We start from the raw sequence: 21603 nt of genomic DNA, 5'->3' as shown, positions 1-21603 counted from the left end.
AACCATGTTAACTCTATGATTAAATTCAATTTCAACGGCAATATAGATATTAAAAGCAACGGAACTAAAATTGATAAAAAAGCATTTAAAACTATACTCATTGTATTTGCTGTATTTATCTTTGTCTGTATCTCCTCAATAATAGGATTCGGGGCTTTTATATACAGAAGTTTAGATTCAATGGAACAGGCTGTGGAAGCCCACAACAATCAATTGGATAATATTGCTGATTTGCCGGTACTGAAGTGCAAAATATATACTGATCAAACAATCACTTCACCTATGTCTGGAACAGAATCTTCTTTATATCTTCTACGTATTGGTGTTGTTAATTTCAGTACCCATATGAACAGCAAACGTCCATCGAAAATTTTCGAAGAGTTTGATTATAGTGCCATTGCAGGTTTTCCTAAAGGAACTCAGCTTTCAATTAATAATCAATTATATCCTGTTGATTTTAAATTATGTATTGCTGATAATATAAATGGAGCAGTGCATTTCACAAAAGATACTTATGCCACCAATCATGAAACATCATATTATTTAAGAAATTATCATACAACAGAAAATCATAAGATATCGCTTTTAAAAGGTCAGCATCCTTGGGTTAATTCATTTCTTGAGCCGTATGGTTTAACCAATCTGCTGGTGAAAGAATATGTCTTTAAAAAGGGTGATTCTATTTTTATCAAAGGAAAAATTGAGAATGAACGAATTGTTCCATTTGTAGAGCATATGGTGAATTAATCTTCCAAAAAGCATTTCTGAAGGTTTACTGGATTTCATTAACTTTGTAAGATAATTCAACCCTATGGGCTACATCAGAGAATATTACGAACAGATCGTCAAACTGCAGGAATCAGAATGGGCATTTATAGCGGGACATTTTCATAGAAAGGTTTTTGCTAAAAATGACATCATTACCCAGCAGGGCGATACGGAGAATTACTTATCTTTTATTGAATCCGGACTGGTAAGATTTTATATTCCTGATGATGAATACGGATATACTTTCAGCTTTAGTTTTGAAAAAGAATTCAGCTGTGCTTATGACTCTTTCCTTACCCAAACTCCTTCTGAATACGAGATGCAGGCTTTAACAGAAACTGTGGTATGGCAGATTTCCTATGATGATCTGCAGAAAGTCTACAACCACACCCATGTTGGAAATCATCTGGGACGTTTCGCTTCTGAAAAATTATTTCTGACAAAAAGCAAAAGAGAACTTTCTCTACTAAAACTTACGGCCAAAGAACGTTATCTGAAATTATTTACAGAACAGCCGGAAATGATTAAGCGCGTTCCTCTAAAATACATCGCATCCTATATCGGAATTACGCCACAGGCTTTAAGCAGAATCCGCAGACAGATTAGTTAACATAGGTTCATTGTGTATCTGTTCTCTTCTCCTGAACTTTGTGGGAAAATACGACAATGAATTTATCTATTCTCGCTTACGGAAATCAGATTTTAAAGCAAAAATGCTCAAATATCATAGAAAACACCTCTGAAATCCAGAAATTGGTAACAGACATGTGGGAAACCATGGAAAATGCCAATGGATGCGGCCTTGCCTCTCCTCAGATCGGAAAATCTTTACAACTTTTCATTATTGACAGTGAGATTGTTTTTAAAAATCTGGATATGGAAGATCAGATCTTATATTTCGGGAAGGATAACAAAGGGATTAAAGAAACTTTTATCAATGCAAAAATAGTCCATACTTCGGAAGAAACCTGGGAAGATTATGAAGGCTGCCTGAGTATTCCCGGACTTTCTCAAAAAGTAAAAAGGCCCTGGGAAATTACCATTGAATACCAGAATCGGGATTTCACAAAACATACGAAAACCTTCACTGGATTAACCGCCAGAATTATCCAGCATGAATATGATCATACGTTGGGAATCTTATATACAGATCACCTGAAACCTCTGACCAAAAAATTGATGGAGTCTAAGCTTAAAAAAATCATCAATGGAAATGTTACCGTGGGATATCCGATGAAGTTTTTATAAATTTGATTATTAGACATTAATAATTAACTTTACTCTTCACACCATCTGTAATCCATGAAAAAAATTTTTACTCTTTTACTCATAGCCCTTCTTTTCATCTCATGTGAAAAAGATTGTTATAACCCACCTCTGCCGATCCTTTTTAAGTTTGTGGATTCTAATGATGAAAATCTTATTGCTAATGGGACATTGACAACTTATTCAGTGCAGGACGAAGAGAACAATAGTGTACAACTATCCAAAACATCTGACAATATGATCATTGTAGAAAATGTAGGGGCTTACAATGGAACAAAAAAGTATAAATTCTTTTCTAATATTAAAGACTTAGATTTTTCAATACAGTCGTCAGAATTTAATGGAGGTTGTGATGGCTATCAAATCAATAAAATAACGTTTACAGGTATAGATATTGATGTAACTGCTGAAAAAGGATATTATAAAATTGTATTGGAATAATTCTCTTTCTTAAATTTGCACCGGAAACCCATTCTCTATGAAAGTAATCATCGCATTTTCCCTGATTCTCTCCAATCTGCTTTACAGCCAGATCAAGGTTCCTGATGATTATAAAAAAATTCCTGATATTCTTGACACGGTAGAATATCTCTATCCGTTCATTGTTCCTGATAAAGACTATGCTTACTGGCGTGTTCTCAGTAATGATATGGACTATGAAAAATCAGTACTCTATGAAAGCCAGGCTCCTGATTTTATGACCATCAATGAACCTGTTCCTGAAAAAGGTTTTTTCCAGAAATGTATTGGGAACAATTGTTTTTCATACATTCTGGCGTGTAAGAATGAAAGGTCTGTTTATTTTTCCAATGAACAACAACTGAGAGATTTTATCGGAACGGTAGACAATCTTCCGGAGGCTATTTTACTGGCAAAAACGTATGGTTATTCAGTGGATACAAGTAACCGCTTTACAGGAGCTTATAAAATTGAAGACCGCCATATCTCTATGTACCTTATGCAATCAAAGGGCTGTCCGGCTGTGAAAGAATCTTTTTGGGTTAAAATCAATAGAAAAACCGGAAAGCTGGAGGCAAAAAGCAATGGAGTGTACGCAAAGGATGAAAACTGTACTTCTTTGTAACTGAATTTTAAAAAACGCCAAGACGCAAACTAATTTAACAAGATACAGCTTGAAGGCGCGAGGATTTTATCTGCGATAAAATTTATAAACTGCTATTTTAAACCATTAAGATCTTTGAAGATGATAAGGATAGTTAAGGGAATAGCTAAAGCTATTTTTTAGCAAGATACTTTTTTTCATCTAAGATGAATCTTAATTATTCTTATGCTCTTCACACATCTTAATGGTTTAAATTTTAGCATGACTTCTTTATATATTAATTGCTCCTTGTCCTGAAGCAATCAGATAAGCTTCTTTCAGCGTTTCAGAATAGGTTGGATGAGCATAGGAAATACGGAACATATCTTCTGCCGTCACTTCATATTCCTGGGCGATAACACCCTGAGCAATCAAATCTGCAGCTCTGGCACCAATAATATGAACACCCAATACTTCTCCATATTTAGGATCTACCAAAACTTTCGCAAAACCTTCCATATCCATTGAAGCACGAGCTCTCGCGCTGGCAGAAAACGGGAATTTCCCTACATTATATGCGATGTTATTTTGTTTCAGATATTCTTCCGTATATCCTACTGAAGCTACTTCCGGCCATGTGTACACTACTGAAGGAATGCGGTTGTAATGAATATGACGTTTCTGTCCGTTAATGGTTTCAGCCACAAAAACACCTTCTTCTTCCGCTTTATGAGCCAACATTGCACCACCGATAACATCTCCTATTGCGTAAATAGTAGGCACCGAAGTCTGGTTTTTCTCATTCACTTTAATAAAACCTCTCTCGTCCAGCTGAACGTCTGTATTTTCAAGACCGAGGCCTTTTACATAAGGACTTCTTCCCACCGCTACCAATACAAAATCTGCTTCCAGTTCTCCTTCTGTTCCGTTTTTATCTTTAAAGAAAACTTTACCCTTAGAACCTGCATTCTCCGTTTTATATACCGTCTGATTAAGACGAATATCAATTCCTTCTTTTTTAAGGATTCTCTGAAGGCTTTTTCCCAACTCATGGTCCATGGTGGCAATCAGATGATCGGCATATTCCAGAATGGTCACCTTTGTTCCGATACGATTGAAAATAGAAGCCATTTCCACCCCTATCACTCCACCGCCAATAATAACCATAGATTCCGGTTTTTCCTGCAAAGACAATGCTTCTGTGGAAGTAATAATTCTTTTTTTATCAATTTCAACTCCCGGAATACTTGAAGGTTTTGAGCCTGTGGCAATGATAAAATGTTGAGCGGTTATTTCTTTAATCTCCGATTCGCTGACAATTTTTATGGTAGAATTATTAATGAAGCTTGCTGTCCCTTTTAACCTTGTAATTTTATTTTTATTCATTAAAAAGTCCAGTCCTCCTGTATTTTTTGAAACAACGTCCGCTTTTCTCCCGTACATTTGGGAAAAGTCCAGTTCAATATTATCCAGCCTAATCCCATGTTCCTTGAATTGATGTCGTGCTTCTGCATAATGATGAGTGCTGTCCAATAATGCTTTAGTCGGAATACAGCCCACATTGGTACATGTTCCTCCCAATGTATCATATTTTTCTATAATCACTGTTTTATACCCCAACTGAGCGCTTCTAATGGCAGCTACATATCCGCCGGGTCCTGAGCCAATTACGGCAATGTCATAATGATCCATTTGATTTATTAATTTTTATGATTAAATTTACTTGCAAAATAAAAGCAAAATTAAAATAAACACTTTCATTTTGCAAGTATTATTTTAAAATTAACAAAATGAGTAAAAAAAGATCAGACTGCCCGATCAGCTGTTCACTGGAAATATGGGGTGACAAATGGTCTCTTCTCATCATAAGAGATCTGATGCTGAAAAAGGAATGTACTTATGGTGACTTCCTCAAAGCTGATGAAAAAATAGCCACCAATATTCTGGCTACAAGGCTTCAAAACCTTTTAGATCATGGAATCATTGATAAAAAAGATCATCCGGACAACAAGCTGAAAATTCTTTATTTTCTGACTCAAAAAGGGATTGATCTTATTCCCGTGATCGTGGAAATCAACCTTTGGGGTGACCAGTATCTTACGATTCCTGATGACCGGAAAAAACTATTGGAAGAGATAAAGAAGGATAAAGAAGGTTTTATAAAAAGAGCAAAAACCTATCTTTCATCTGAAAAATAGTATTTAAATTAGAATGGAATAAAAAAAGAGGAATAAAAGCAGCTCAAGGCAATAGCTTTCATAAAAATGAATAATAGCAATTTTAAAATTTCATTAACTCACTTTTCCTTTTTCATTCCGTAAATTTGACTTAAAATAAATTTAGAACAATGCTTAATTTCGAGTTTAAAAACCCAACAAAAATACTTTTCGGGAAAGGCGAAATCGCTAAAATTTCCAAAGAAATCCCTCAAGACGCAAGAATATTAATGATTTACGGTGGCGGAAGCATCAAAAATAATGGTGTTTACGATCAGGTAAAAGAGGCTTTAAAAGGTCATGAATTATATGAGTTTGGCGGAGTTCCTGCCAATCCTGAATATGAAGTTCTGATCAATGCTTTAAATTTTATCAAAGAGAAAAATATTACTTACCTTCTTGCTGTAGGTGGCGGATCTGTCATTGACGGAACAAAATTCCTTTCTGCAGCCGCCAATTATGACGGCGAACCATGGGATATCCTGAGAAAGTCGGTGAGAACATTTGAAGGGGAAGGAATGCCTTTTGGAAGCATTCTGACACTTCCTGCAACAGGCTCAGAAATGAATTCTGGGTATGTGATTTCAAGAAGGGAAACCCATGAGAAATTATCTTCAGGAGGACCTGGACTTTTCCCACAATTTTCTGTTCTGGATCCGGAAGTGATCAGAACCATTCCGAAAAATCAGATTGTAAACGGAATCACTGATGCCTACACTCACGTTTTGGAACAATACATGACAGCTCCTTCTTCTGCTGATCTTCAGGAAAGAATTGCAGAAAGCATTCTGATCAGCCTGCAGGAAACTGCTCCTAAAGTATTGGCTGATGATTTCAACTACGATGCTGCCGGAAACTTTATGTGGTGTTGTACAATGGCTCTGAACGGCCTGATCCAGAAAGGAGTCATTACAGACTGGGCAGTACACGCAATGGGGCACGAGCTGACGGCTTATTTCGGTATTGATCACGCAAGAACACTGGCAATTATTGCTCCATCCCATTACCGTTACAATTTCGAAGATAAAAAAGGAAAACTGGCTCAGTATGCTGAGAGAGTTTGGGGAATCAAAGACGGAAGCGTAGAAGAAAAAGCTGAACTGGGCATCAAAAAACTGGAAGAATTCTTCCACAGCCTTCACATCAAAACCAGACTTTCCGAGTATACAGAAGACTTTAAAGGAACTGCTGAAAAAGTTGAAAAAGCCTTTACAGACAGAAACTGGCTAGGTCTTGGAGAATATAAAAAACTGACTCCGCAGGACGCTTATAAGATTGTAGAGATGAGTTATTAATGGATTCGGGGTGCGAGTTTCTGGGTACGGGCAAGAGATTTGAGCTACGCTATTTCGAGATTCGGATGAAAGTGTTTATTAATTTTCATGTTGAAAATATATAACCCAAAACTCGTATCTCGCATCGCAGTATTCATAAAATTATTTAATTTATAAACATTCGTTTAAAAAATCGTTATTTCATTATAGATATTTCAAATTTATTTATATTTTAGCATATTCTTAAATTTGTGAAAATGAAAAAACAGCTACTTTTATTTGCCTTTTCTGCCCTGGCGCTTACTTCTTGTAAAGATGACAATCTTGAAGCTTATGATATGGATATCATGAAGGGAGATTGGAAGGAAGTTAAAAGGGAAGTAATTTCCGGAAAAGATAATAAAACAGTGCTTTATACTGAAACTTTAACAGGATGTGCAGCTAAAAATACTCTTTTCTTAAGAACAGATTATTATGTAAGCTATACAGCGTATACAGGAAGCGGTGCAGATTGTACTCCATCTCCGAAAACTGAAGGAAGATATACCTACGATGCTGATTCAAAAGTTATTGGAATTAAACTTGGCGACGAAGGATCTGTCAACTACAGAGTTGATATGTTAACAGCCAAAGATCTTAAACTTGCCCAGCAATCTGGAATCTTTGATATGAATGGAGATAAAATTCCTGACATCCCTTACGTTACCTACAAAAGATAAATCATAAACTCCCGCTAATCGGGAGTTTTTTATTACTTTTATATCTAATTTTAAACTGAATATAATGAAGAAGATTCTATCAGCATTTCTATTGCTGTACTTTGCTATTGCCTTTTCTCAGGAAAAAAAACCAATGTTCTGGCAGGACATCCAGGAGTTCAAAAAACTGGATCAGCAAAACCCACCGGCAAAAGATGCTATCTTATTTCTGGGAAGCTCATCATTCACGAAGTGGACTGATATAGCAGATTATTTTCCTGGCAAAACAATCATCAACAGAGGTTTCGGAGGTTCAAGACTTACAGACCTTAATGATTTTGCAAATGATCTTTTAACTCCTTATCAACCCAAACAAATTATTATTTATTGTGGGGAAAATGATTTTGCAGACAATCATCAGCTAAAAGCAAAAGTAGTCGTAGACCGATATAAAGCTTTCTACAAAAAAATACGTGAGAGATTCCCTAATATTGAGGTTGATTATATCTCTATCAAATATTCGCCAAGCAGAGAAGTGATCTGGCCACAGATGAAAATAGCCAATAAAAAAATTGCTGCTTTTATGAAAAAGGAACCCAATGCAGAATTTATCGATGTTACCAAGGCAATGGAAGATGCTAATGGAAATGTAAGAAAAGATATTTTTGTGGAAGATATGCTTCATTTTAAGCCGGAGGGATATAGAATCTGGACAAAGATTATCACTCCTTATCTGAAATAAACCAGAACCCATGATAAAAAAACCAATAACCATTTTATTCTTTATTTTACTGTATTCTCTTTCATTTTCTCAGGATAAGCCGAATGAAAAAACAGTTCTTCAGGAACTTTCAGAAAACGCCTGTAAATGTGCTGATTCTATTGCTTTAGCTAACAGGAAGAAGGAAGATATCATCAAAGATGTTCATGAATGTATTGATAAATACTCGGGAGCACTTCAGATCTCAACTCTTTTGAAAGGAGCAGAAGAACAATCCAAAAATGCACCAAAAGTAAATGGAAAAAAGCAGATTAATCTGACTTTTGATCCCAATAAGGATTCAAAACAGTATACAGAAAGCTATAATGAACTTGAACGCTATCTGATGCAAAACTGCGAAAGCGTAAAGAGGGCTACTACCACTACGGAAACTGAATATAATAAGTTCTCGGAAAATCAAACTGCTCTTGATTTCTACACGAAAGCGGTTAACGTATCCAAAGAAGAAAACTGGAAGGAGGCCATTCAGAATTATGAACAGGCTGTAAAGATTGATCCAAAATTCATTTATGCATGGGATAATCTGGGTATTACTTATAGAAGAGTTGGAGATTATGATAAAGCTCTTAATGCCTACAAACAGTCATTAGCCGTTGATCCAAAGGGTAAAATGCCTTTACAGAATATTGCCATTACTTATGTCTATAAGAAAGAATATCAAAAGGCTATTGATGCATACCTAGATTTTGACAAGACATATCCTGGTGACCCTGAGGTTTATTATGGAATGGGGCAAGTCTACTTTACCCACCTGAAGAATAATGAGAAAGGTCTTGATAATATGTGTAAAGCATACAGGATCTATTCTGTTCAGAAATCACCTTACCGATCAGATGCTGAAAAAATGCTAGTATATATTTATAAGAGTATGAAAGAGGAAGGCAAGACCGATAAGTTTAAAGAAATTTTAAAAAATAACAATATTCAATTGGATTAAAAATAAAAAACGATTCCAATATTAGGAATCGTTTTTATTTTATTTCTTTCTTTTCGATTTCGAAATTGCTTTCTGCTGAGCTCTGTTGGCTCCAAACTTCTTAGGTGCTTTTCTTTTGGAAGGTCCACCCCAGTTTTCTTTGGTATTTTTAGCTTTCTTCTCGTGGAATGCGCCTCCACCGTCATTCAGTTTTACCTGAGCAGGATTTTTCATCACTACCTGATCTTCTTCAGCAGCAATCTTTTTAGGATTGATCTTAACGTTCTCAGGGAATTCATTAAATTTCAATTCTTTATCCATCAATAGTTCAATGTCAAGAATCAAAGGTTCTTCTTTTTTAGTCACAAAAGTAACAGCCTTTCCTTCTTTGTCTGCTCTACCCGTTCTACCGATCCTGTGGATATACTGCTCCGGAATATCAGGGGTTTCAAAATTGATCACATGCGTAATGTTTGAGATATCAAGACCTCTTGCCATTACATCGGTAGTAATCAAACCTCTGATCTCTTCATTTTCAAAGCTTTTCATCGCTTTTAATCTGTAGTTCTGAGATTTGTTGGAGTGAATCACATCAAACTGTTCAGGGAAAAGCTCATTAATTTTAGTAAAGAGCAGGTCAGCATGTTTTTTATTATTATTAAAAATCAACACTTTAGACATATCTGCATCACTTTTCAGCAAATGTTCAAGTAAATTGATTTTAGTATTAAAGTTTTCAACTTTGTACCCTGTCTGTTCAATTTTTTCAAGCGGAGTTCCTGATTTTGCCAGTGAAATCTCAATCGGATTGGCAAAATACACATCCAGCATGTCATCTACCGCTTCTGTCATAGTAGCTGAGAAAAGAATATTCTGTCTCTTCTCTTTCATCATTTCAAAAATGTGGGTAAGCTGTGGTCTGAAACCAAGGTTAAGCATCTCATCAAATTCGTCAATGATAAGTTTCTGAACTTCTTTCAGAGAGATTGCGTTGTCTATGGAAAGGTCCATTACTCTTCCCGGTGTTCCTACTAAAATATCACAACCATCATTGAACAATAGTTTTTGAGTATTGATATTTTTTCCACCGTATATTCCGATTACTCTTGCGGTAATATTTTCCGTCAGTTTTTCAAGGATTTCAGTCACCTGTACCACCAATTCTCTTGTAGGAACAAGCACCAAAACAGTTGGATTTCCTGTCTTACTGTATTTCCATGTTTTCAGAACGGGTAAAAGATAAGCCAATGTTTTTCCGGTTCCGGTCTGTGCAATTCCCATTACATCTCTTCCCGAAAGAATAGGTTTTAAGCTCTTCTCCTGAATGGGAGTAGGTTCAAATAATTCCAAATCCGCTAAAACATCAAGAATTTTAACCGGAAGGTCAAAATCCGCAAAAGTGAGTTTTTCCATTTTGCAAAGATAGGTATTTAATTTTGTAGTATGGAAGCACGAAGTCTGAAGCTGGAAGATTATCAAACGTTCTTTTAATTTTTTGAATGTACAATGAAACAAATTAATGTATTGACACAAATCATTTCCTTCCCTCTTCCAGCCCCCATCCTCCAGCGATTGTACTCAATTCACCTTTACACTTTCACTGATTATTTTAATATCATCATCTATCCATTTGCTGGAAGTAACAATAACATATCCTTTCTTTTTTGGATCTTTTTTGATGGGGAATTTATCCTCTTCCCACTGATTACAATGGGTTGAAATAGAGGGCAATAACAGCTTCCAACCCGTTTTACTTAACGTATACACATAGAATGGATGCCAGCAGCTGGTACACCAATTGGGGTAAAAACCAATCTCCTCCTTCCCATCTCCATTAAGATCACCCAAATTATACAGACTTCCCTGCTTGGCAGGCGTAATCTTTATAGGTTTTATGTTTTTATCGCTGAAATAAATGGTTGTTTCACACTTTCCTTCACATTCGTCACCACAGTCGCTGACTTTTGTGTAAGCGTATTCTTTTGTTCCGTTTCCATCAAAATCTCCCTGAAGTTTCTCTTCATTTCCCTGTTGAGCAATACAATATGAGCTGAACAAGGTGAGTGTTGTTATAATAAGTGTTTTCATTGCTGAATTGGGGTTATAAGTTGTGGGATTCGGGTTACGAGATGCGGGGTTTAGGGTTTCGAGTTTTTGAATTTTTCGGGTTTATTTTCTGGTTACTCTTAGCAGGAGGATTATGACTAAAAGAATTGAAAAGATAAAGCCCAGAACCGCTACCAAAGATAATTCTCCGATTCTTGGTCCGGATTCGGAAGAAAAGACAATAGCTGTGGCAATAATATTTGCTCCTAAAATCATAGCCAGAATCAGATTGATGACACTGGATTTGATCAGTTGGTTGGTCTTATCTATATTTTTGATCTCGCTGGAAACCGTAAATTTATTTTCATCCAGCTTTTGAAGAACGGAACGGAGCTCTTTCGGGATTTCATCCACATTATCCGTGAAATTCATCATGCGGTCCATCCCTGTTTTTAAAAGATTTTTAGGACTGATTTTCTTGGTGAAAATCTTTTTGGTGTAAGGGTGAAGGCTTTTAACAATATCAAGATCAGGATTAATACTTCTTCCCACTCCTTCTATAAGGCTGATTCCTTTGAACAGAAGATAGAAATAATCCGGCATATAAAGCCTGTTGTCCTTTAAAATATCCTTCATCTTGTTGATAATCACCTGTACATTGATGTCCTGTAATGACGAACTGTGAACAAAATTCAGAATTTCTTCCACATCATTCTCAAATCTTCGTTCGTCCGGAATTTCATAGCTTATCGCCATTTTTTTGAGTGAACGGACTATTTTATGCGAATTTTTAGCAACAAAACTGACAATAAGATTTTCAAGAATTTCTTTATCATTGGGCTGAATTTTACCCACCGCCCCGAAATCAATGAACACAATTTTACCATCTTTTCTCACTAAAATATTTCCCGCATGAGGATCGGCATGGAAAAATCCATAATCTAAAATCTGCGACACAAAGAGCCTTAATCCGGCTTCTGAAACTTTCACCGGATCAATATCATTCGCCAGCAGAACAGATTTATCGGTAACCTTAATCCCATCAATAAACTCCATACAAAGAATATTGTTGTTGGAAAATTCTTCATAGACTTTAGGAACATATGTTTCTTTATTGTTCTTAAAATTCAGACGGAACTGCTGGATATTATTTTTTTCATTGATCAGAGAGACTTCTTCCAGTAAAGATCTTTCAAAGGTAGAAATAGCCTGTTTCAGATTCAGTTTTTCTCCTATTTCCGAATAGGCAGATATTAGTTTTTCAATATCTTTAATCAACAGTAAATCATCTTCAATGACGGACTGCACATCAGGTTTTCTCAGTTTTAAAATCACCGGGCTGCCATCCATCAGAACAGCTTTGTAAACCTGTGCAATAGAAGCTGTAGCCAGAGGCTTTTTCTGAATTTCACGGAAATAATCTTTAACGGAAATATTAAACTCGCTTTCCAGCGCCTCTTCTACATCCATATCTACCGTATCCACTTTGTCCTGAAGTTTTTGCAGCTCCTGGATCAATTCCGGTGGCAATAAGTCTTCCCTATTACTGAATGTCTGACCCAATTTTACAAAGGTAGGTCCAAGCTCTTCTAGGGCGAGTCTTATTCTTTCGTAAACGGTTCCTTTTGAAATGATTTCATCTGAATGACCAGAAGCTTCTTCCTGCTTATTTCCATTCATTCTGGCCAGAAGATCTTTGAATCCATATTTACTTAATACAGAAATCAGTCTTGCGGATCTTTTCAGTTTTCTTTGAGGCTTATCAAACATAGTGTATCAATAGTAGGTGCAATTTACTCCAAAAATTGTTCCTTTATGAAAAGAATTATGAGCAGAACACCAATGGATGAAATTAAAAATAACAACACATAATCAATATTTTAAAGAATAAAATACACCATAACAATAAAAAAGCATCATATATTGTAAAAATTGATATATTTACAACGTACAAATAAAACAAACCAAAAGTATTAAAACATGAAAAATTTACGCAACAACAAACTTTCAAGAGAACAATTAAAAGGGATTGCAGGAAATGGGATTATCATCCCTATCAAAAACTGCTCAAACCAATGCTGCCCTACTGATGGAAGACCAACATGTCCAGGATTGATTTGCCCTGCTGTAGTTTGCCCTGAGTATATGTAAAATCTGATTTTATACAGAACCATATAGTACCCGAAGAAATATTCTTCGGGTATTTTTTTTGCTCCAAAAAATGCTTACGTACCACAATTTATGGCATATTATTTCCATCTAAAACAATAGCAAACAAAACACAAGAATCTATTTATCAAACCATTACACAACAAAAACCCAAAACAGAGAATTAAATCCATAATCATGTTCAATTAACAACAAACTATAAATATAATTACAACACTATGTTAAAAAAAATTATTTCAGCTGGCCTTATTGTATCAGCAATGATGTTTACAACACAGGTAAAAGCTCAGGTAGCATCAGCCCATTCTATTGCCGAAGTAGCCACAAAAGAAATGAGCTATCTGGGACTTACAGAATCACAGGCCAATAAAGTAACGGAGATCAATACAATGACCGCAGATGCCCTAATTGCTCTTGACAGCAAAGCCGGTAACAATAACAGTCCGGAGAACAACAAAATAATTGCTGACGAATTTGTAAGCATCATCGCTCAACGTCATCAGGCCATGGCACAAATCCTTACTCCTGAACAGATGGCAGTGGTAAAACAAGACAGAGCAGAAAAGATTGCTCTTTTCAGAACATTTCTTATGGTTCCTATTCTGGATCTAACTGAAAGACAGGTTGAGCAGGTATATGAGATCAACTTCAAAGGGGTACAGGAAGTTCAGAAGGATTATGGAAAGCGTCTTAACAAGAAAAATGCAGGTCCGGAAGACGCTGACAGCAAAAAAGCAAAACGCATTATTATCAATGATTTTAAAGTATTGGATAAAGATTTTAAAAAGATACTAAGTCCTGAACAATATGAGGTTTATAAAAACAATCAGGATTTAATCAGAGAATCTGCTAAAAAAGGTTAGTTCGTTCCGCTTGGATACTTAAGAGGCTGTCCAAAAAGGTCAGCCTCTTTTTGTTTGTTTTGAGACTGCGTATAGTTATGCAGCAATTTTATACTTTTGGATTTTCATATACTTATGGAAAAGATGCATATGTTGTTTGCATTTAAGTGTATTTAGCCAATTTTTACGGTTAAGTTTTCTGTTTTTCACTAATTTTCTAAGATTATGTGCCAATGCCATTAATCCAAATTCAATATTTACTTTTTCAAGTCCTTTTAGAGTAAATCTTGAAAATTTATTATTGCTTTTTAATTGCCCGAATACAGCTTCTACTTCTATAGGCCGTTTACTTCTGTGGTAATGCCCTTTTTCAGATATCAGCCTTTGTCTGGCTTTCATTCTGTGATGGTTCAGATTATAATTCACTTCGATTAATCGATTATCCTGGCTTTGATGGCAGCTTTCTCTAAGAGGACAACCCTGACATCTGAAAGCCTGATAATAATGTACCTGAGATTCATATCCGTTACTGCTGATTCTTTTGCCTTTACCGATAAAGTTCATTTGCTGTCCGCAGGGACATACATAGAAGTTATTTTCCTCATTATAATATAAGTTCTGTACAGCAAACGCATTGTTCTTCTCACTGCGCTTCTGTTCTTTATGAAAATTATTATATTTTACATAGCCCTCTATAGCTTTTTCTGCCATCATTTCGTAATTCTCTTCACTTCCATATCCGGCATCTGCTACTACCTCTTTACTTTGTTTGTGATACTGATTTTCAAAGCTGTTAAGATGATCCTTCAATGTAGTGGTATCTCCAGGAGTCTGATGAATGCTGTAATGGGTGATAAACTGGTTTTCAGTACTGATCTGTGCATTATAGGCTGGCTTAAGCTGCCCATTTTTCATATGGTCGTCTTTGAGCCGCATGAAGCAGGCGTCGGGATCTGTCTTACTATAACTGTTGCGGCCTGAGAGTATTTTTAATTGATCTTCATACTTCTGTAATCTGGGCAGGTCCTGATGCTGAAGCTTTTTAATGAGCTTCTTACCGGTTTTATTGTCCTGTGCCACAGAGTGATTAAGTTCTGCTATTTTATCCTGAAGCTCTCTGCTGTCAATAGATTTTGGAAGGGTCTTTTCATGGGATTCATAACGCTCTTCTTTGATTTGGGATTCAATATCTTCAAGTACGGAATGAATTTGAGCTTCCAGTTTTAATTTATTCTTTTCTACAGATTTTTTCCATACAAAGCTGTATCGGTTGGCAGATGATTCTATTTTTGTACCATCTATATATTGAACATTTAAACTTACGTAACCTAAATTCTGCAAAACAACGGTAACATCTGCAAAAAGACGGTGAATATGGTTTTTAAGCCGTTTGCTCCTAAAGTAATTGATGGTTCTGTAATCAGGCTTACTGTTGCCGGAAAGCCACATGAAATGAATATTTTCTCCAAGTGCCTTTTCTATTTTACGGCATGAATAAATATTGTTGAAATAGGCATAGAATAAAACTTTGATCATCATCCGGGGGTGAAAACTTGTCGTTCCACCGCCTTTATATTCACTTATAATATGATCGATATTCAAGTTATCCACTAATTCATTGATAAGACGTACCGGATCATTAGCACCTATCTTATCAAAAATATCTTCAGGAAATAAGCTGGGAGTATTGGTGGGTAAAGATTTAAACCGTACTTTCATATCAATGTTTGTTTGGGTGCACCTTAAAGATAAATCTTAAAGGACAAACAACAAAAAAATCCCCGAAACTTTTTAAGTAACGGGGATATTTTTTTGGACTTTTTAGACAGCCTCTTTTATTTAAGGTAAGTTTCGTAAAGGTCTTTTCTTCGGTCTTTCATTACCTGGACAGAACCGTTATGATGAAGATCTTTCAAGAGGTTCAGATCGACATCTACAATCAGTGTCATTTCTGTATTGGGAGTTGCTTCTCCTTTCACAGCATTAGACGGAAAGGCAAAATCTGAAGGGGTAAACACAGCCGCCTGCCCAAACTGAATATCCATATTATTTACCTTCGGAAGGTTTCCTACACAACCAGCAATGGCTACATAACATTCATTTTCTATGGCTCTTGCAGCAGCACAGTGGCGTACTCTCATATAGGCATTTTGGGTGTCTGTAAGATACGGTACAAACAGAATTTTCATTCCCTGATCGGCCAGAATTCTTGGTAATTCCGGGAATTCTACGTCATAGCAGATCACAAGACCTATTTTCCCACAATCGGTATCAAAGACTTTGATTTCATTTCCTCCTTTCATCCCGTAGTACCTCTTTTCGTTCGGCGTGATGTGAATTTTTCGATATTCATCCATACGGCCGTCACGGTGAAGAAGGTAACTTACATTGTACAAATCGTTATTATCACTATCAAAAACAGGCATACTTCCGGAAATAATATTCACGTTGTAACTGATGGCCAATTCTGAAATCTTTTCTTTGATCTGTTCGGTAAGCTTAGACAATTCTATCATACTGTCTCTTTCGGAAAGATTGTTGAAAGGAGCCAGCAAAGGCGTGTTGAAAAGTTCCGGAAAAAGAACAAAATCAGACTTATAATCTCCCATCACATTCACAAAGAATTCTACCTGCTCATAAAACGCTTCTATGTCTTTAAACGTTCTCATCTGCCACTGCACCAATCCAAGACGGATAATGCTGTCCTGCATGGTATTCGGTTTTCTGCTGTAATAGATATTATTCCATTGCAAAAGAACCGCATTTTCTCTGGAAGCTTCATCTTCCGGAAGGTACTTTTTCAGGATTTTTATCGGAAGAAAGTTATTGGAAAGCTGGAAAGACAATACCGGATCATAGATTTCTTTGTCTCTTACTTTTCGGATATAATTTCTTGCGGAAAGCTCATGGCTGTATTTGTGATAATTCGGGATTCTGCCTCCCAGAACAATAGATTTCAGATTTAATAATTCACAAAGCTCTTTTCGGGCATCATACAATCTTCTTCCTAAACGCAGTTCACGAAACTCCGGATCTACAAAAACTTCTATTCCGTACAGAACATTTCCTGTAGAAGTATGGGTATTGAATGTATAATTTCCCGTAATATCACTATACGTGTGATCATCTCCGAATTCTTCATAATTGACGATTATGGAAAGTGCTACAGCAGCCAGTTTTCCGTCAACGGTGATACAGATCTGTCCGTTCGGGAATATTTTTGTGAGTTTATCGATACTTTTTTTGGACCAGATAGACTCCGACATCTGCGGGTAGGCCCTTTTCATCGTTTCCGCCAGCTCATTATAATCCTGAAGGGTCAGGTTTCTTGTTTCTATTTGCATTTGATGTAATTTTACTTAAATTTAGTGAAAATATTTTACTTCAATCCTTATAGAAAAGTACTTCCCAATCATTTATACAAAATTTAACAGTGGATATCTCTAAAATTTTACAAACAGTTGTTCATTCAGATAACTACTGGAAACATTCTGATTTCAGTTCTGTAATGGAGGCGCTTAAACCCCATTATAATACTCATATAGAAATGGATACAGAAAAAGTTGTTGTTCTGCTATTAGGAGATAAAGCCATCGGATACATCTGTTTGAATTATCCTCTGATTTTTATAGAAAGTCAATATGCTTTACAAGTAAAAAATATTCTGCATACATTTCATGACATAGAATACATTATGGTCGATATGCTATCTAATCCCTATCTGTCTGTAGATACTGATTTTTATAATGCCTATTTTGATTTTATGGAAAACCTGAACGCTTTTTCTGCTGAAGATTTTTATTTTTACAATGTACATTAAAAATCATTCTTGTCCGATTAAATTAAAGCGTAATTAACAGGTCGCTCCTCTGGAGCTTTGTTATTTATGGAAACATCTTTTTTTTCTACTAACAGCAGATCCCGACGGGATCAAATCCAGCTCCACTGGGAGCTAACTGTTAATAGGACATATTTGTTTTAAAATTATAGCTCCGGAGGAGCGGCCTGTTAATTCATGCTGTAAATATTGATATTTTCAATGTATTTATAATTTTTATCGGAGAGTAATGATTATATTAAATTTTATTAGCTAATGAAACCGTACGCAGTAACTTTATTCATAAGTACCTTACTTATTTTGATTTTAAGAATCTTTTATCCTTACTCAATCATTAATCTTTTACATAATTTCAACTTGTTTTCAGTATCTGAACTCAATGCTGAGGAAGTGAAAACTTTTGTTTATGTATATGTAGCTGGATCAATATTTTTAAACTATCTTATTTTTCATAAGCATATACTCTTCAAACTGATATATTGCTTGTTAATTGCTTTTAATATTTTACTTATCATTTCTTCATTAAGGCCATTTTAACAAAAAAATATCCCACCCAAAACGGGCAGGATTTTATATTTTAAATTCAAGTCAAAAATTATTCCCACTCAATGGTTGCAGGTGGTTTGCTTGAAATATCGTAAGCTACTCTGTTGATTCCTCTTACTTCGTTGATGATTCTGCTTGAAACAGTATCCAAGAATTCGTAAGGAAGTCTGCTCCATGTTGCTGTCATAAAGTCGATGGTGTTAGCAGAACGAACTACCGCTGTGTATTCGTAAGTTCTCTCGTCTCCCATTACTCCTACAGATTTTACCGGAAGAAGTACTACGAAAGCCTGAGATACTTTTTCGTAAAGGTCATTTTTGTATAATTCTTCGATGAAGATATCATCAGCTTCCTGAAGGATTCTTACTTTCTCAGCATCTACCGCTCCCAATACTCTGATTCCTAATCCAGGACCTGGGAAAGGGTGTCTGTATACCAGATGATGAGGAATACCCAATTCTTCTCCTACTCTTCTTACTTCGTCTTTGAAAAGCTCTCTTAATGGCTCTAATAATTCGAATTCCATATCTTCAGGAAGTCCTCCAACATTGTGGTGAGACTTGATCACTGCAGAGGGTCCGTTGACAGACTGGCTCTCGATAACGTCAGGATAAATGGTTCCCTGAGCTAAGAATTTAGCGCCTTCAATTTTGTGAGATTCTTCGTCAAAAACATGGATAAATTCGTTTCCGATGATTTTTCTCTTCGCTTCAGGATCATCTACTCCAGCCAATTTTGAAAGGAATCTATCCTGAGCATCTACCATTTTAATGTTCATATGGAAATGCTCTCCATACTGATCCATTACTTTTTTACCTTCATCCTTTCTCAATAATCCTGTATCTACGAAGATACAAGTCAACTGATCACCGATAGCTTTGTGGATCAAAACAGCAGCTACAGAAGAGTCTACACCACCAGAAAGTCCAAGGATTACTTTGTTGTCTCCTACTTTCTCACGGATTTCCTCAACTGTTTTTTCGATATAGTTAGTCAGTTTCCAGTTTTTCTCTGAGTTACAGATGCTGAAAACAAAATTTTCAAGCATTTTCCCTCCTTCTTCAGTATGAGAAACTTCCGGGTGGAACTGCACGCAGTAGATTTTTTTATCTTCATTAGCGATAGAAGCAATTACTCCGGATTTTGCATTTAATTCAAAACCTGCAGGCAATTCTCCTACTTCGTCAAAGTGGCTCATCCAAACGACAGAGTTCTGAGTCACTCCTTTTAATAAAGAGCTTTCTTTAACGATCTCTAAGTTTGCTTTACCGTATTCTCCTTTTTCTCCTTTGTTTACTTTACCTCCTAAAAGGTGAGCTGTCATCTGCATTCCGTAGCAGATTCCCAATACAGGAACTCCCTGCTCGTATAATTCTTTTTCAACCAGGTGAGCATTTTCTGCATTTACAGAACTTGGTCCACCGGAAAGGATGATTCCTTTTGGTTGTTTTGCTAAAATATCTTGTAATGGTGTATTGTAAGGCAAGATTTCAGAGTACACGCCCATCTCACGGATTCTTCTTCCGATAAGCTGGTTGTACTGGGATCCGAAATCTAAAATAATAATACCGTTGTTCATTTTTGAATTATGATTTATAAATTATAAATAATGAGTTATTTTTTGATCTTTCAATTGCATTGGGATTCATATCAATTTTGAGGCTCCTAAGGAGAGACAAAATCTGTATTACATCTAATAATCAACTTTTCACTCACAAAATGTGTAATCAATATGCTTAGGTTTTGGCTAAAGCCAATCATATCTCTACTTCTTACAATCGGGCTAAAGCCCGATCCTATTGATAAAAAACTGACTTTATAGCATACTGCCTGTAGCCTAAAGCCTATTGCTTCTTAACTGTTTTACAAAAAAAGACTTGGATTAGCTCCAAATCTTTTTTCGTGATTTTTATTAAAACTTTCCGATGTCTTCTCTGTAGAAGCCGTAATCGAAATGTACGTGACCTGCGTCTTCGTAAACTTTTTTGCGGGCATCTTCGTAAGTAGCTCCTGTAGCCACAATGTTCAGTACTCTACCTCCATTGGAAACCACTTTATCTCCTTTACTGATTGCTCCTGCGTATAACAGTTTACTGTGTTTCAGTTTCTCTTCTCCTGTAATTTCGAAACCTATTTCGATATTTCTTGGATAACCTCCTGAACACATTACAAGACAAACTGCTTTTTCATCTTTAAACTTAAGCTCAATATCTTTTCCTTCCATACAGTCCTGGATCACATCCAAAAGATTGTTTTCCATCAATGCCATCAATACCTGAGTTTCAGGATCTCCGAATCTCATGTTGTATTCAAGAAGGTAAGCTCCGTTTTTAGTTACCATCAATCCGAAGAAGATGATTCCTTTAAATCCGAAACCTTCAGCTTTAAGACCTTTAACAGTAGGCTCTAAGATATTTTTCTCAAAATCTGCGTAGTGCTCCTGAGTAAATTCCGGGCTTGGTGCTACTGAACCCATACCTCCTGTATTAGGTCCTGTATCTCCGTTTCCAGCTTTTTTATAATCTTTAGCTGCTACACATGGGAATAATTTTTCCCCGTTAGAGAAAGCAATAATAGAAGCTTCAAAACCTTGTAAATATTCTTCAATAACTAAACGAATACCAGCATCACCATAGATTCTTCTGATCATGAAATCATGGATTGTAGCTTCAGCTTCTTCAAGGTTGTCACAGATAACAACACCTTTTCCGCCAGCTAAACCACTTGCCTTGATTACCAAAGGATACTGCTGTGTCTGCACATATTCTTTAGCATCATTGTATGAATCAAATACGACAGCCTTAGCTGTTTTGATATCATAGGTCTGCATAAATTTCTTAGAGAAAGCTTTACTTCCTTCCAGGCTTGCTACTTTTTGAGTAGGCCCGAAAACCTTAAGATCATGCTTTTTAAATTCGTCCTTGATACCCGCTACAAGAGGAGCTTCCGGACCTACGATCGTAAGATCAATTTTTTCTTTAATAGCGAAATCTCTAAGTTCTTTGATTTCTGATAAATGAACATTTTTCCCTATTACATCGGTAGTAGCATTCCCGTTGGCAAAAAACATTTTAGAAATTCTTGAGTCATTCTGAAGCTTTGCCGCTAAAGCAGATTCTCTACCGCCTTCACCTATGATTAATATTCTCATACTTTATATTATTATCTAGTCTTATTTTACAAATATATAATTTTGAATGC

Annotated in this window: 21 protein-coding genes; 13 read left to right on the top strand and 8 right to left on the bottom strand. The window is 36.0% G+C overall.

Annotated features, from left to right (window positions below):
• Positions 1-15: 15 nt before the first annotated feature.
• The 5 genes from ACKTTZ_RS16485 to ACKTTZ_RS16465 all read left to right on the top strand — a co-directional run bounded on the left by ACKTTZ_RS16485 (position 16) and on the right by ACKTTZ_RS16465 (position 3118).
• Positions 16-747, top strand: a complete 732-nt coding sequence (locus tag ACKTTZ_RS16485; protein WP_407846046.1) for a hypothetical protein — start codon at positions 16-18, stop codon at positions 745-747.
• Between the two features lie 64 nt (positions 748-811).
• Complete coding sequence (locus ACKTTZ_RS16480) at positions 812-1378, top strand: Crp/Fnr family transcriptional regulator (protein ID WP_407846045.1); 567 nt, start codon at positions 812-814, stop codon at positions 1376-1378.
• A 56-nt stretch (positions 1379-1434) separates the two neighbouring features.
• Positions 1435-2016, top strand: a complete 582-nt coding sequence (gene def, locus ACKTTZ_RS16475) for a peptide deformylase (RefSeq protein WP_407846044.1) — start codon at positions 1435-1437, stop codon at positions 2014-2016.
• Positions 2017-2070: 54 nt separating this feature from the next.
• Positions 2071-2475, top strand: a complete 405-nt coding sequence (locus tag ACKTTZ_RS16470) for a hypothetical protein (protein ID WP_034696306.1) — start codon at positions 2071-2073, stop codon at positions 2473-2475.
• Positions 2476-2512: 37 nt separating this feature from the next.
• Positions 2513-3118, top strand: a complete 606-nt coding sequence (locus tag ACKTTZ_RS16465; RefSeq protein WP_253317213.1) for a hypothetical protein — start codon at positions 2513-2515, stop codon at positions 3116-3118.
• A 249-nt stretch (positions 3119-3367) separates the two neighbouring features.
• Here ACKTTZ_RS16465 and lpdA read toward each other — a convergent pair whose 3' ends face one another.
• A complete protein-coding gene (lpdA, locus tag ACKTTZ_RS16460) occupies positions 3368-4768 on the bottom strand; it encodes a dihydrolipoyl dehydrogenase (RefSeq protein ID WP_407846043.1) in 1401 nt (466 codons plus the stop codon).
• A gap of 98 nt (positions 4769-4866) precedes the next feature.
• Here lpdA and ACKTTZ_RS16455 point away from each other — a divergent pair, with 98 nt between their 5' ends.
• From ACKTTZ_RS16455 to ACKTTZ_RS16435, 5 genes are all read left to right on the top strand, one after another.
• A complete protein-coding gene (locus ACKTTZ_RS16455; protein WP_407846042.1) occupies positions 4867-5274 on the top strand; it encodes a winged helix-turn-helix transcriptional regulator in 408 nt (135 codons plus the stop codon).
• Between the two features lie 149 nt (positions 5275-5423).
• Positions 5424-6587 (top strand): iron-containing alcohol dehydrogenase, encoded by a 1164-nt coding sequence (locus tag ACKTTZ_RS16450; protein WP_034696311.1) that lies wholly within the window; start codon positions 5424-5426, stop codon positions 6585-6587.
• A 236-nt stretch (positions 6588-6823) separates the two neighbouring features.
• A complete protein-coding gene (locus ACKTTZ_RS16445) occupies positions 6824-7285 on the top strand; it encodes a lipocalin family protein (RefSeq protein WP_034696312.1) in 462 nt (153 codons plus the stop codon).
• 64 nt (positions 7286-7349) lie between these two features.
• Entirely contained in the window at positions 7350-8006 is a 657-nt protein-coding gene (locus ACKTTZ_RS16440) for a GDSL-type esterase/lipase family protein (RefSeq protein WP_407846041.1), read from the top strand.
• Positions 8007-8016: 10 nt separating this feature from the next.
• Positions 8017-8982: a tetratricopeptide repeat protein gene (locus ACKTTZ_RS16435; protein ID WP_407846040.1), complete on the top strand. Its 966-nt coding sequence runs from the start codon at positions 8017-8019 to the stop codon at positions 8980-8982.
• 39 nt (positions 8983-9021) lie between these two features.
• Here the strand turns inward: ACKTTZ_RS16435 and ACKTTZ_RS16430 are convergent, their stop codons facing one another.
• The 3 genes from ACKTTZ_RS16430 to ACKTTZ_RS16420 form a co-directional block, all read right to left on the bottom strand.
• Positions 9022-10374 (bottom strand): DEAD/DEAH box helicase, encoded by a 1353-nt coding sequence (locus ACKTTZ_RS16430; protein WP_253318129.1) that lies wholly within the window; start codon positions 10372-10374, stop codon positions 9022-9024.
• A gap of 165 nt (positions 10375-10539) precedes the next feature.
• Complete coding sequence (locus ACKTTZ_RS16425; RefSeq protein ID WP_051934344.1) at positions 10540-11049, bottom strand: hypothetical protein; 510 nt, start codon at positions 11047-11049, stop codon at positions 10540-10542.
• A gap of 81 nt (positions 11050-11130) precedes the next feature.
• Positions 11131-12777: an AarF/ABC1/UbiB kinase family protein gene (locus ACKTTZ_RS16420; protein ID WP_034696318.1), complete on the bottom strand. Its 1647-nt coding sequence runs from the start codon at positions 12775-12777 to the stop codon at positions 11131-11133.
• Positions 12778-12987: 210 nt separating this feature from the next.
• On the opposite strand from ACKTTZ_RS16420, the gene ACKTTZ_RS16415 reads away from it, so the two are divergent.
• Both ACKTTZ_RS16415 and ACKTTZ_RS16410 read left to right on the top strand, forming a co-directional pair.
• Positions 12988-13158 carry a hypothetical protein gene (locus ACKTTZ_RS16415; protein WP_167595386.1) on the top strand — a complete coding sequence of 57 codons (171 nt, stop codon included), beginning with the start codon at positions 12988-12990 and terminating at the stop codon, positions 13156-13158.
• A 236-nt stretch (positions 13159-13394) separates the two neighbouring features.
• Positions 13395-14039, top strand: a complete 645-nt coding sequence (locus ACKTTZ_RS16410) for a hypothetical protein (protein WP_407846039.1) — start codon at positions 13395-13397, stop codon at positions 14037-14039.
• A gap of 75 nt (positions 14040-14114) precedes the next feature.
• On the opposite strand, the gene ACKTTZ_RS16405 is transcribed toward ACKTTZ_RS16410, so the two are convergent.
• Together ACKTTZ_RS16405 and ACKTTZ_RS16400 are read right to left on the bottom strand one after the other, a co-directional pair.
• The gene (locus tag ACKTTZ_RS16405; RefSeq protein WP_407845762.1) at positions 14115-15737 is read right to left on the bottom strand and encodes an IS1182 family transposase; all 1623 of its coding nucleotides are present in this window, start codon (positions 15735-15737) and stop codon (positions 14115-14117) included.
• A 116-nt stretch (positions 15738-15853) separates the two neighbouring features.
• Positions 15854-17362: a nitrilase-related carbon-nitrogen hydrolase gene (locus tag ACKTTZ_RS16400; protein ID WP_407846038.1), complete on the bottom strand. Its 1509-nt coding sequence runs from the start codon at positions 17360-17362 to the stop codon at positions 15854-15856.
• A gap of 89 nt (positions 17363-17451) precedes the next feature.
• Between ACKTTZ_RS16400 and ACKTTZ_RS16395 the strand changes: the two genes are divergently transcribed.
• Positions 17452-17838, top strand: coding sequence for a hypothetical protein (locus tag ACKTTZ_RS16395; protein ID WP_034696324.1), 387 nt, complete (start codon positions 17452-17454; stop codon positions 17836-17838).
• A 613-nt stretch (positions 17839-18451) separates the two neighbouring features.
• Here the strand turns inward: ACKTTZ_RS16395 and guaA are convergent.
• On the bottom strand, positions 18452-19981 hold the full coding sequence (gene guaA, locus ACKTTZ_RS16390; protein WP_034696325.1) for a glutamine-hydrolyzing GMP synthase: 1530 nt from the start codon (positions 19979-19981) through the stop codon (positions 18452-18454).
• 333 nt (positions 19982-20314) lie between these two features.
• Positions 20315-21553 (bottom strand): phosphoribosylamine--glycine ligase, encoded by a 1239-nt coding sequence (gene purD / locus ACKTTZ_RS16385; RefSeq protein ID WP_034696326.1) that lies wholly within the window; start codon positions 21551-21553, stop codon positions 20315-20317.
• Positions 21554-21603: the final 50 nt, after the last annotated feature.

Origin of the sequence: Chryseobacterium sp. KCF3-3, assembly GCF_045865955.1 — a bacterium.
Lineage (GTDB): Bacteria > Bacteroidota > Bacteroidia > Flavobacteriales > Weeksellaceae > Chryseobacterium.
The sequence above is the reverse complement of the archived record's forward strand: the minus strand, read 5'-3'. Positions and strand labels throughout refer to the sequence as shown.

Bases quoted from the DNA above. Each gene is read 5' to 3' on its own strand.
- ACKTTZ_RS16485 (WP_407846046.1), top strand. From the start codon at position 16: ATGATTAAATTCAATTTCAACGGCAATATAGATATTAAAAGCAACGGA.
- ACKTTZ_RS16480 (WP_407846045.1), top strand. From the start codon at position 812: ATGGGCTACATCAGAGAATATTACGAACAGATCGTCAAACTGCAGGAA.
- def (WP_407846044.1), top strand. From the start codon at position 1,435: ATGAATTTATCTATTCTCGCTTACGGAAATCAGATTTTAAAGCAAAAA.
- ACKTTZ_RS16470 (WP_034696306.1), top strand. From the start codon at position 2,071: ATGAAAAAAATTTTTACTCTTTTACTCATAGCCCTTCTTTTCATCTCA.
- ACKTTZ_RS16465 (WP_253317213.1), top strand. From the start codon at position 2,513: ATGAAAGTAATCATCGCATTTTCCCTGATTCTCTCCAATCTGCTTTAC.
- lpdA (WP_407846043.1), bottom strand. From the start codon at position 4,768: ATGGATCATTATGACATTGCCGTAATTGGCTCAGGACCCGGCGGATAT.
- ACKTTZ_RS16455 (WP_407846042.1), top strand. From the start codon at position 4,867: ATGAGTAAAAAAAGATCAGACTGCCCGATCAGCTGTTCACTGGAAATA.
- ACKTTZ_RS16450 (WP_034696311.1), top strand. From the start codon at position 5,424: ATGCTTAATTTCGAGTTTAAAAACCCAACAAAAATACTTTTCGGGAAA.
- ACKTTZ_RS16445 (WP_034696312.1), top strand. From the start codon at position 6,824: ATGAAAAAACAGCTACTTTTATTTGCCTTTTCTGCCCTGGCGCTTACT.
- ACKTTZ_RS16440 (WP_407846041.1), top strand. From the start codon at position 7,350: ATGAAGAAGATTCTATCAGCATTTCTATTGCTGTACTTTGCTATTGCC.
- ACKTTZ_RS16435 (WP_407846040.1), top strand. From the start codon at position 8,017: ATGATAAAAAAACCAATAACCATTTTATTCTTTATTTTACTGTATTCT.
- ACKTTZ_RS16430 (WP_253318129.1), bottom strand. From the start codon at position 10,374: ATGGAAAAACTCACTTTTGCGGATTTTGACCTTCCGGTTAAAATTCTT.
- ACKTTZ_RS16425 (WP_051934344.1), bottom strand. From the start codon at position 11,049: ATGAAAACACTTATTATAACAACACTCACCTTGTTCAGCTCATATTGT.
- ACKTTZ_RS16420 (WP_034696318.1), bottom strand. From the start codon at position 12,777: ATGTTTGATAAGCCTCAAAGAAAACTGAAAAGATCCGCAAGACTGATT.
- ACKTTZ_RS16415 (WP_167595386.1), top strand. From the start codon at position 12,988: ATGAAAAATTTACGCAACAACAAACTTTCAAGAGAACAATTAAAAGGG.
- ACKTTZ_RS16410 (WP_407846039.1), top strand. From the start codon at position 13,395: ATGTTAAAAAAAATTATTTCAGCTGGCCTTATTGTATCAGCAATGATG.
- ACKTTZ_RS16405 (WP_407845762.1), bottom strand. From the start codon at position 15,737: ATGAAAGTACGGTTTAAATCTTTACCCACCAATACTCCCAGCTTATTT.
- ACKTTZ_RS16400 (WP_407846038.1), bottom strand. From the start codon at position 17,362: ATGCAAATAGAAACAAGAAACCTGACCCTTCAGGATTATAATGAGCTG.
- guaA (WP_034696325.1), bottom strand. From the start codon at position 19,981: ATGAACAACGGTATTATTATTTTAGATTTCGGATCCCAGTACAACCAG.
- purD (WP_034696326.1), bottom strand. From the start codon at position 21,553: ATGAGAATATTAATCATAGGTGAAGGCGGTAGAGAATCTGCTTTAGCG.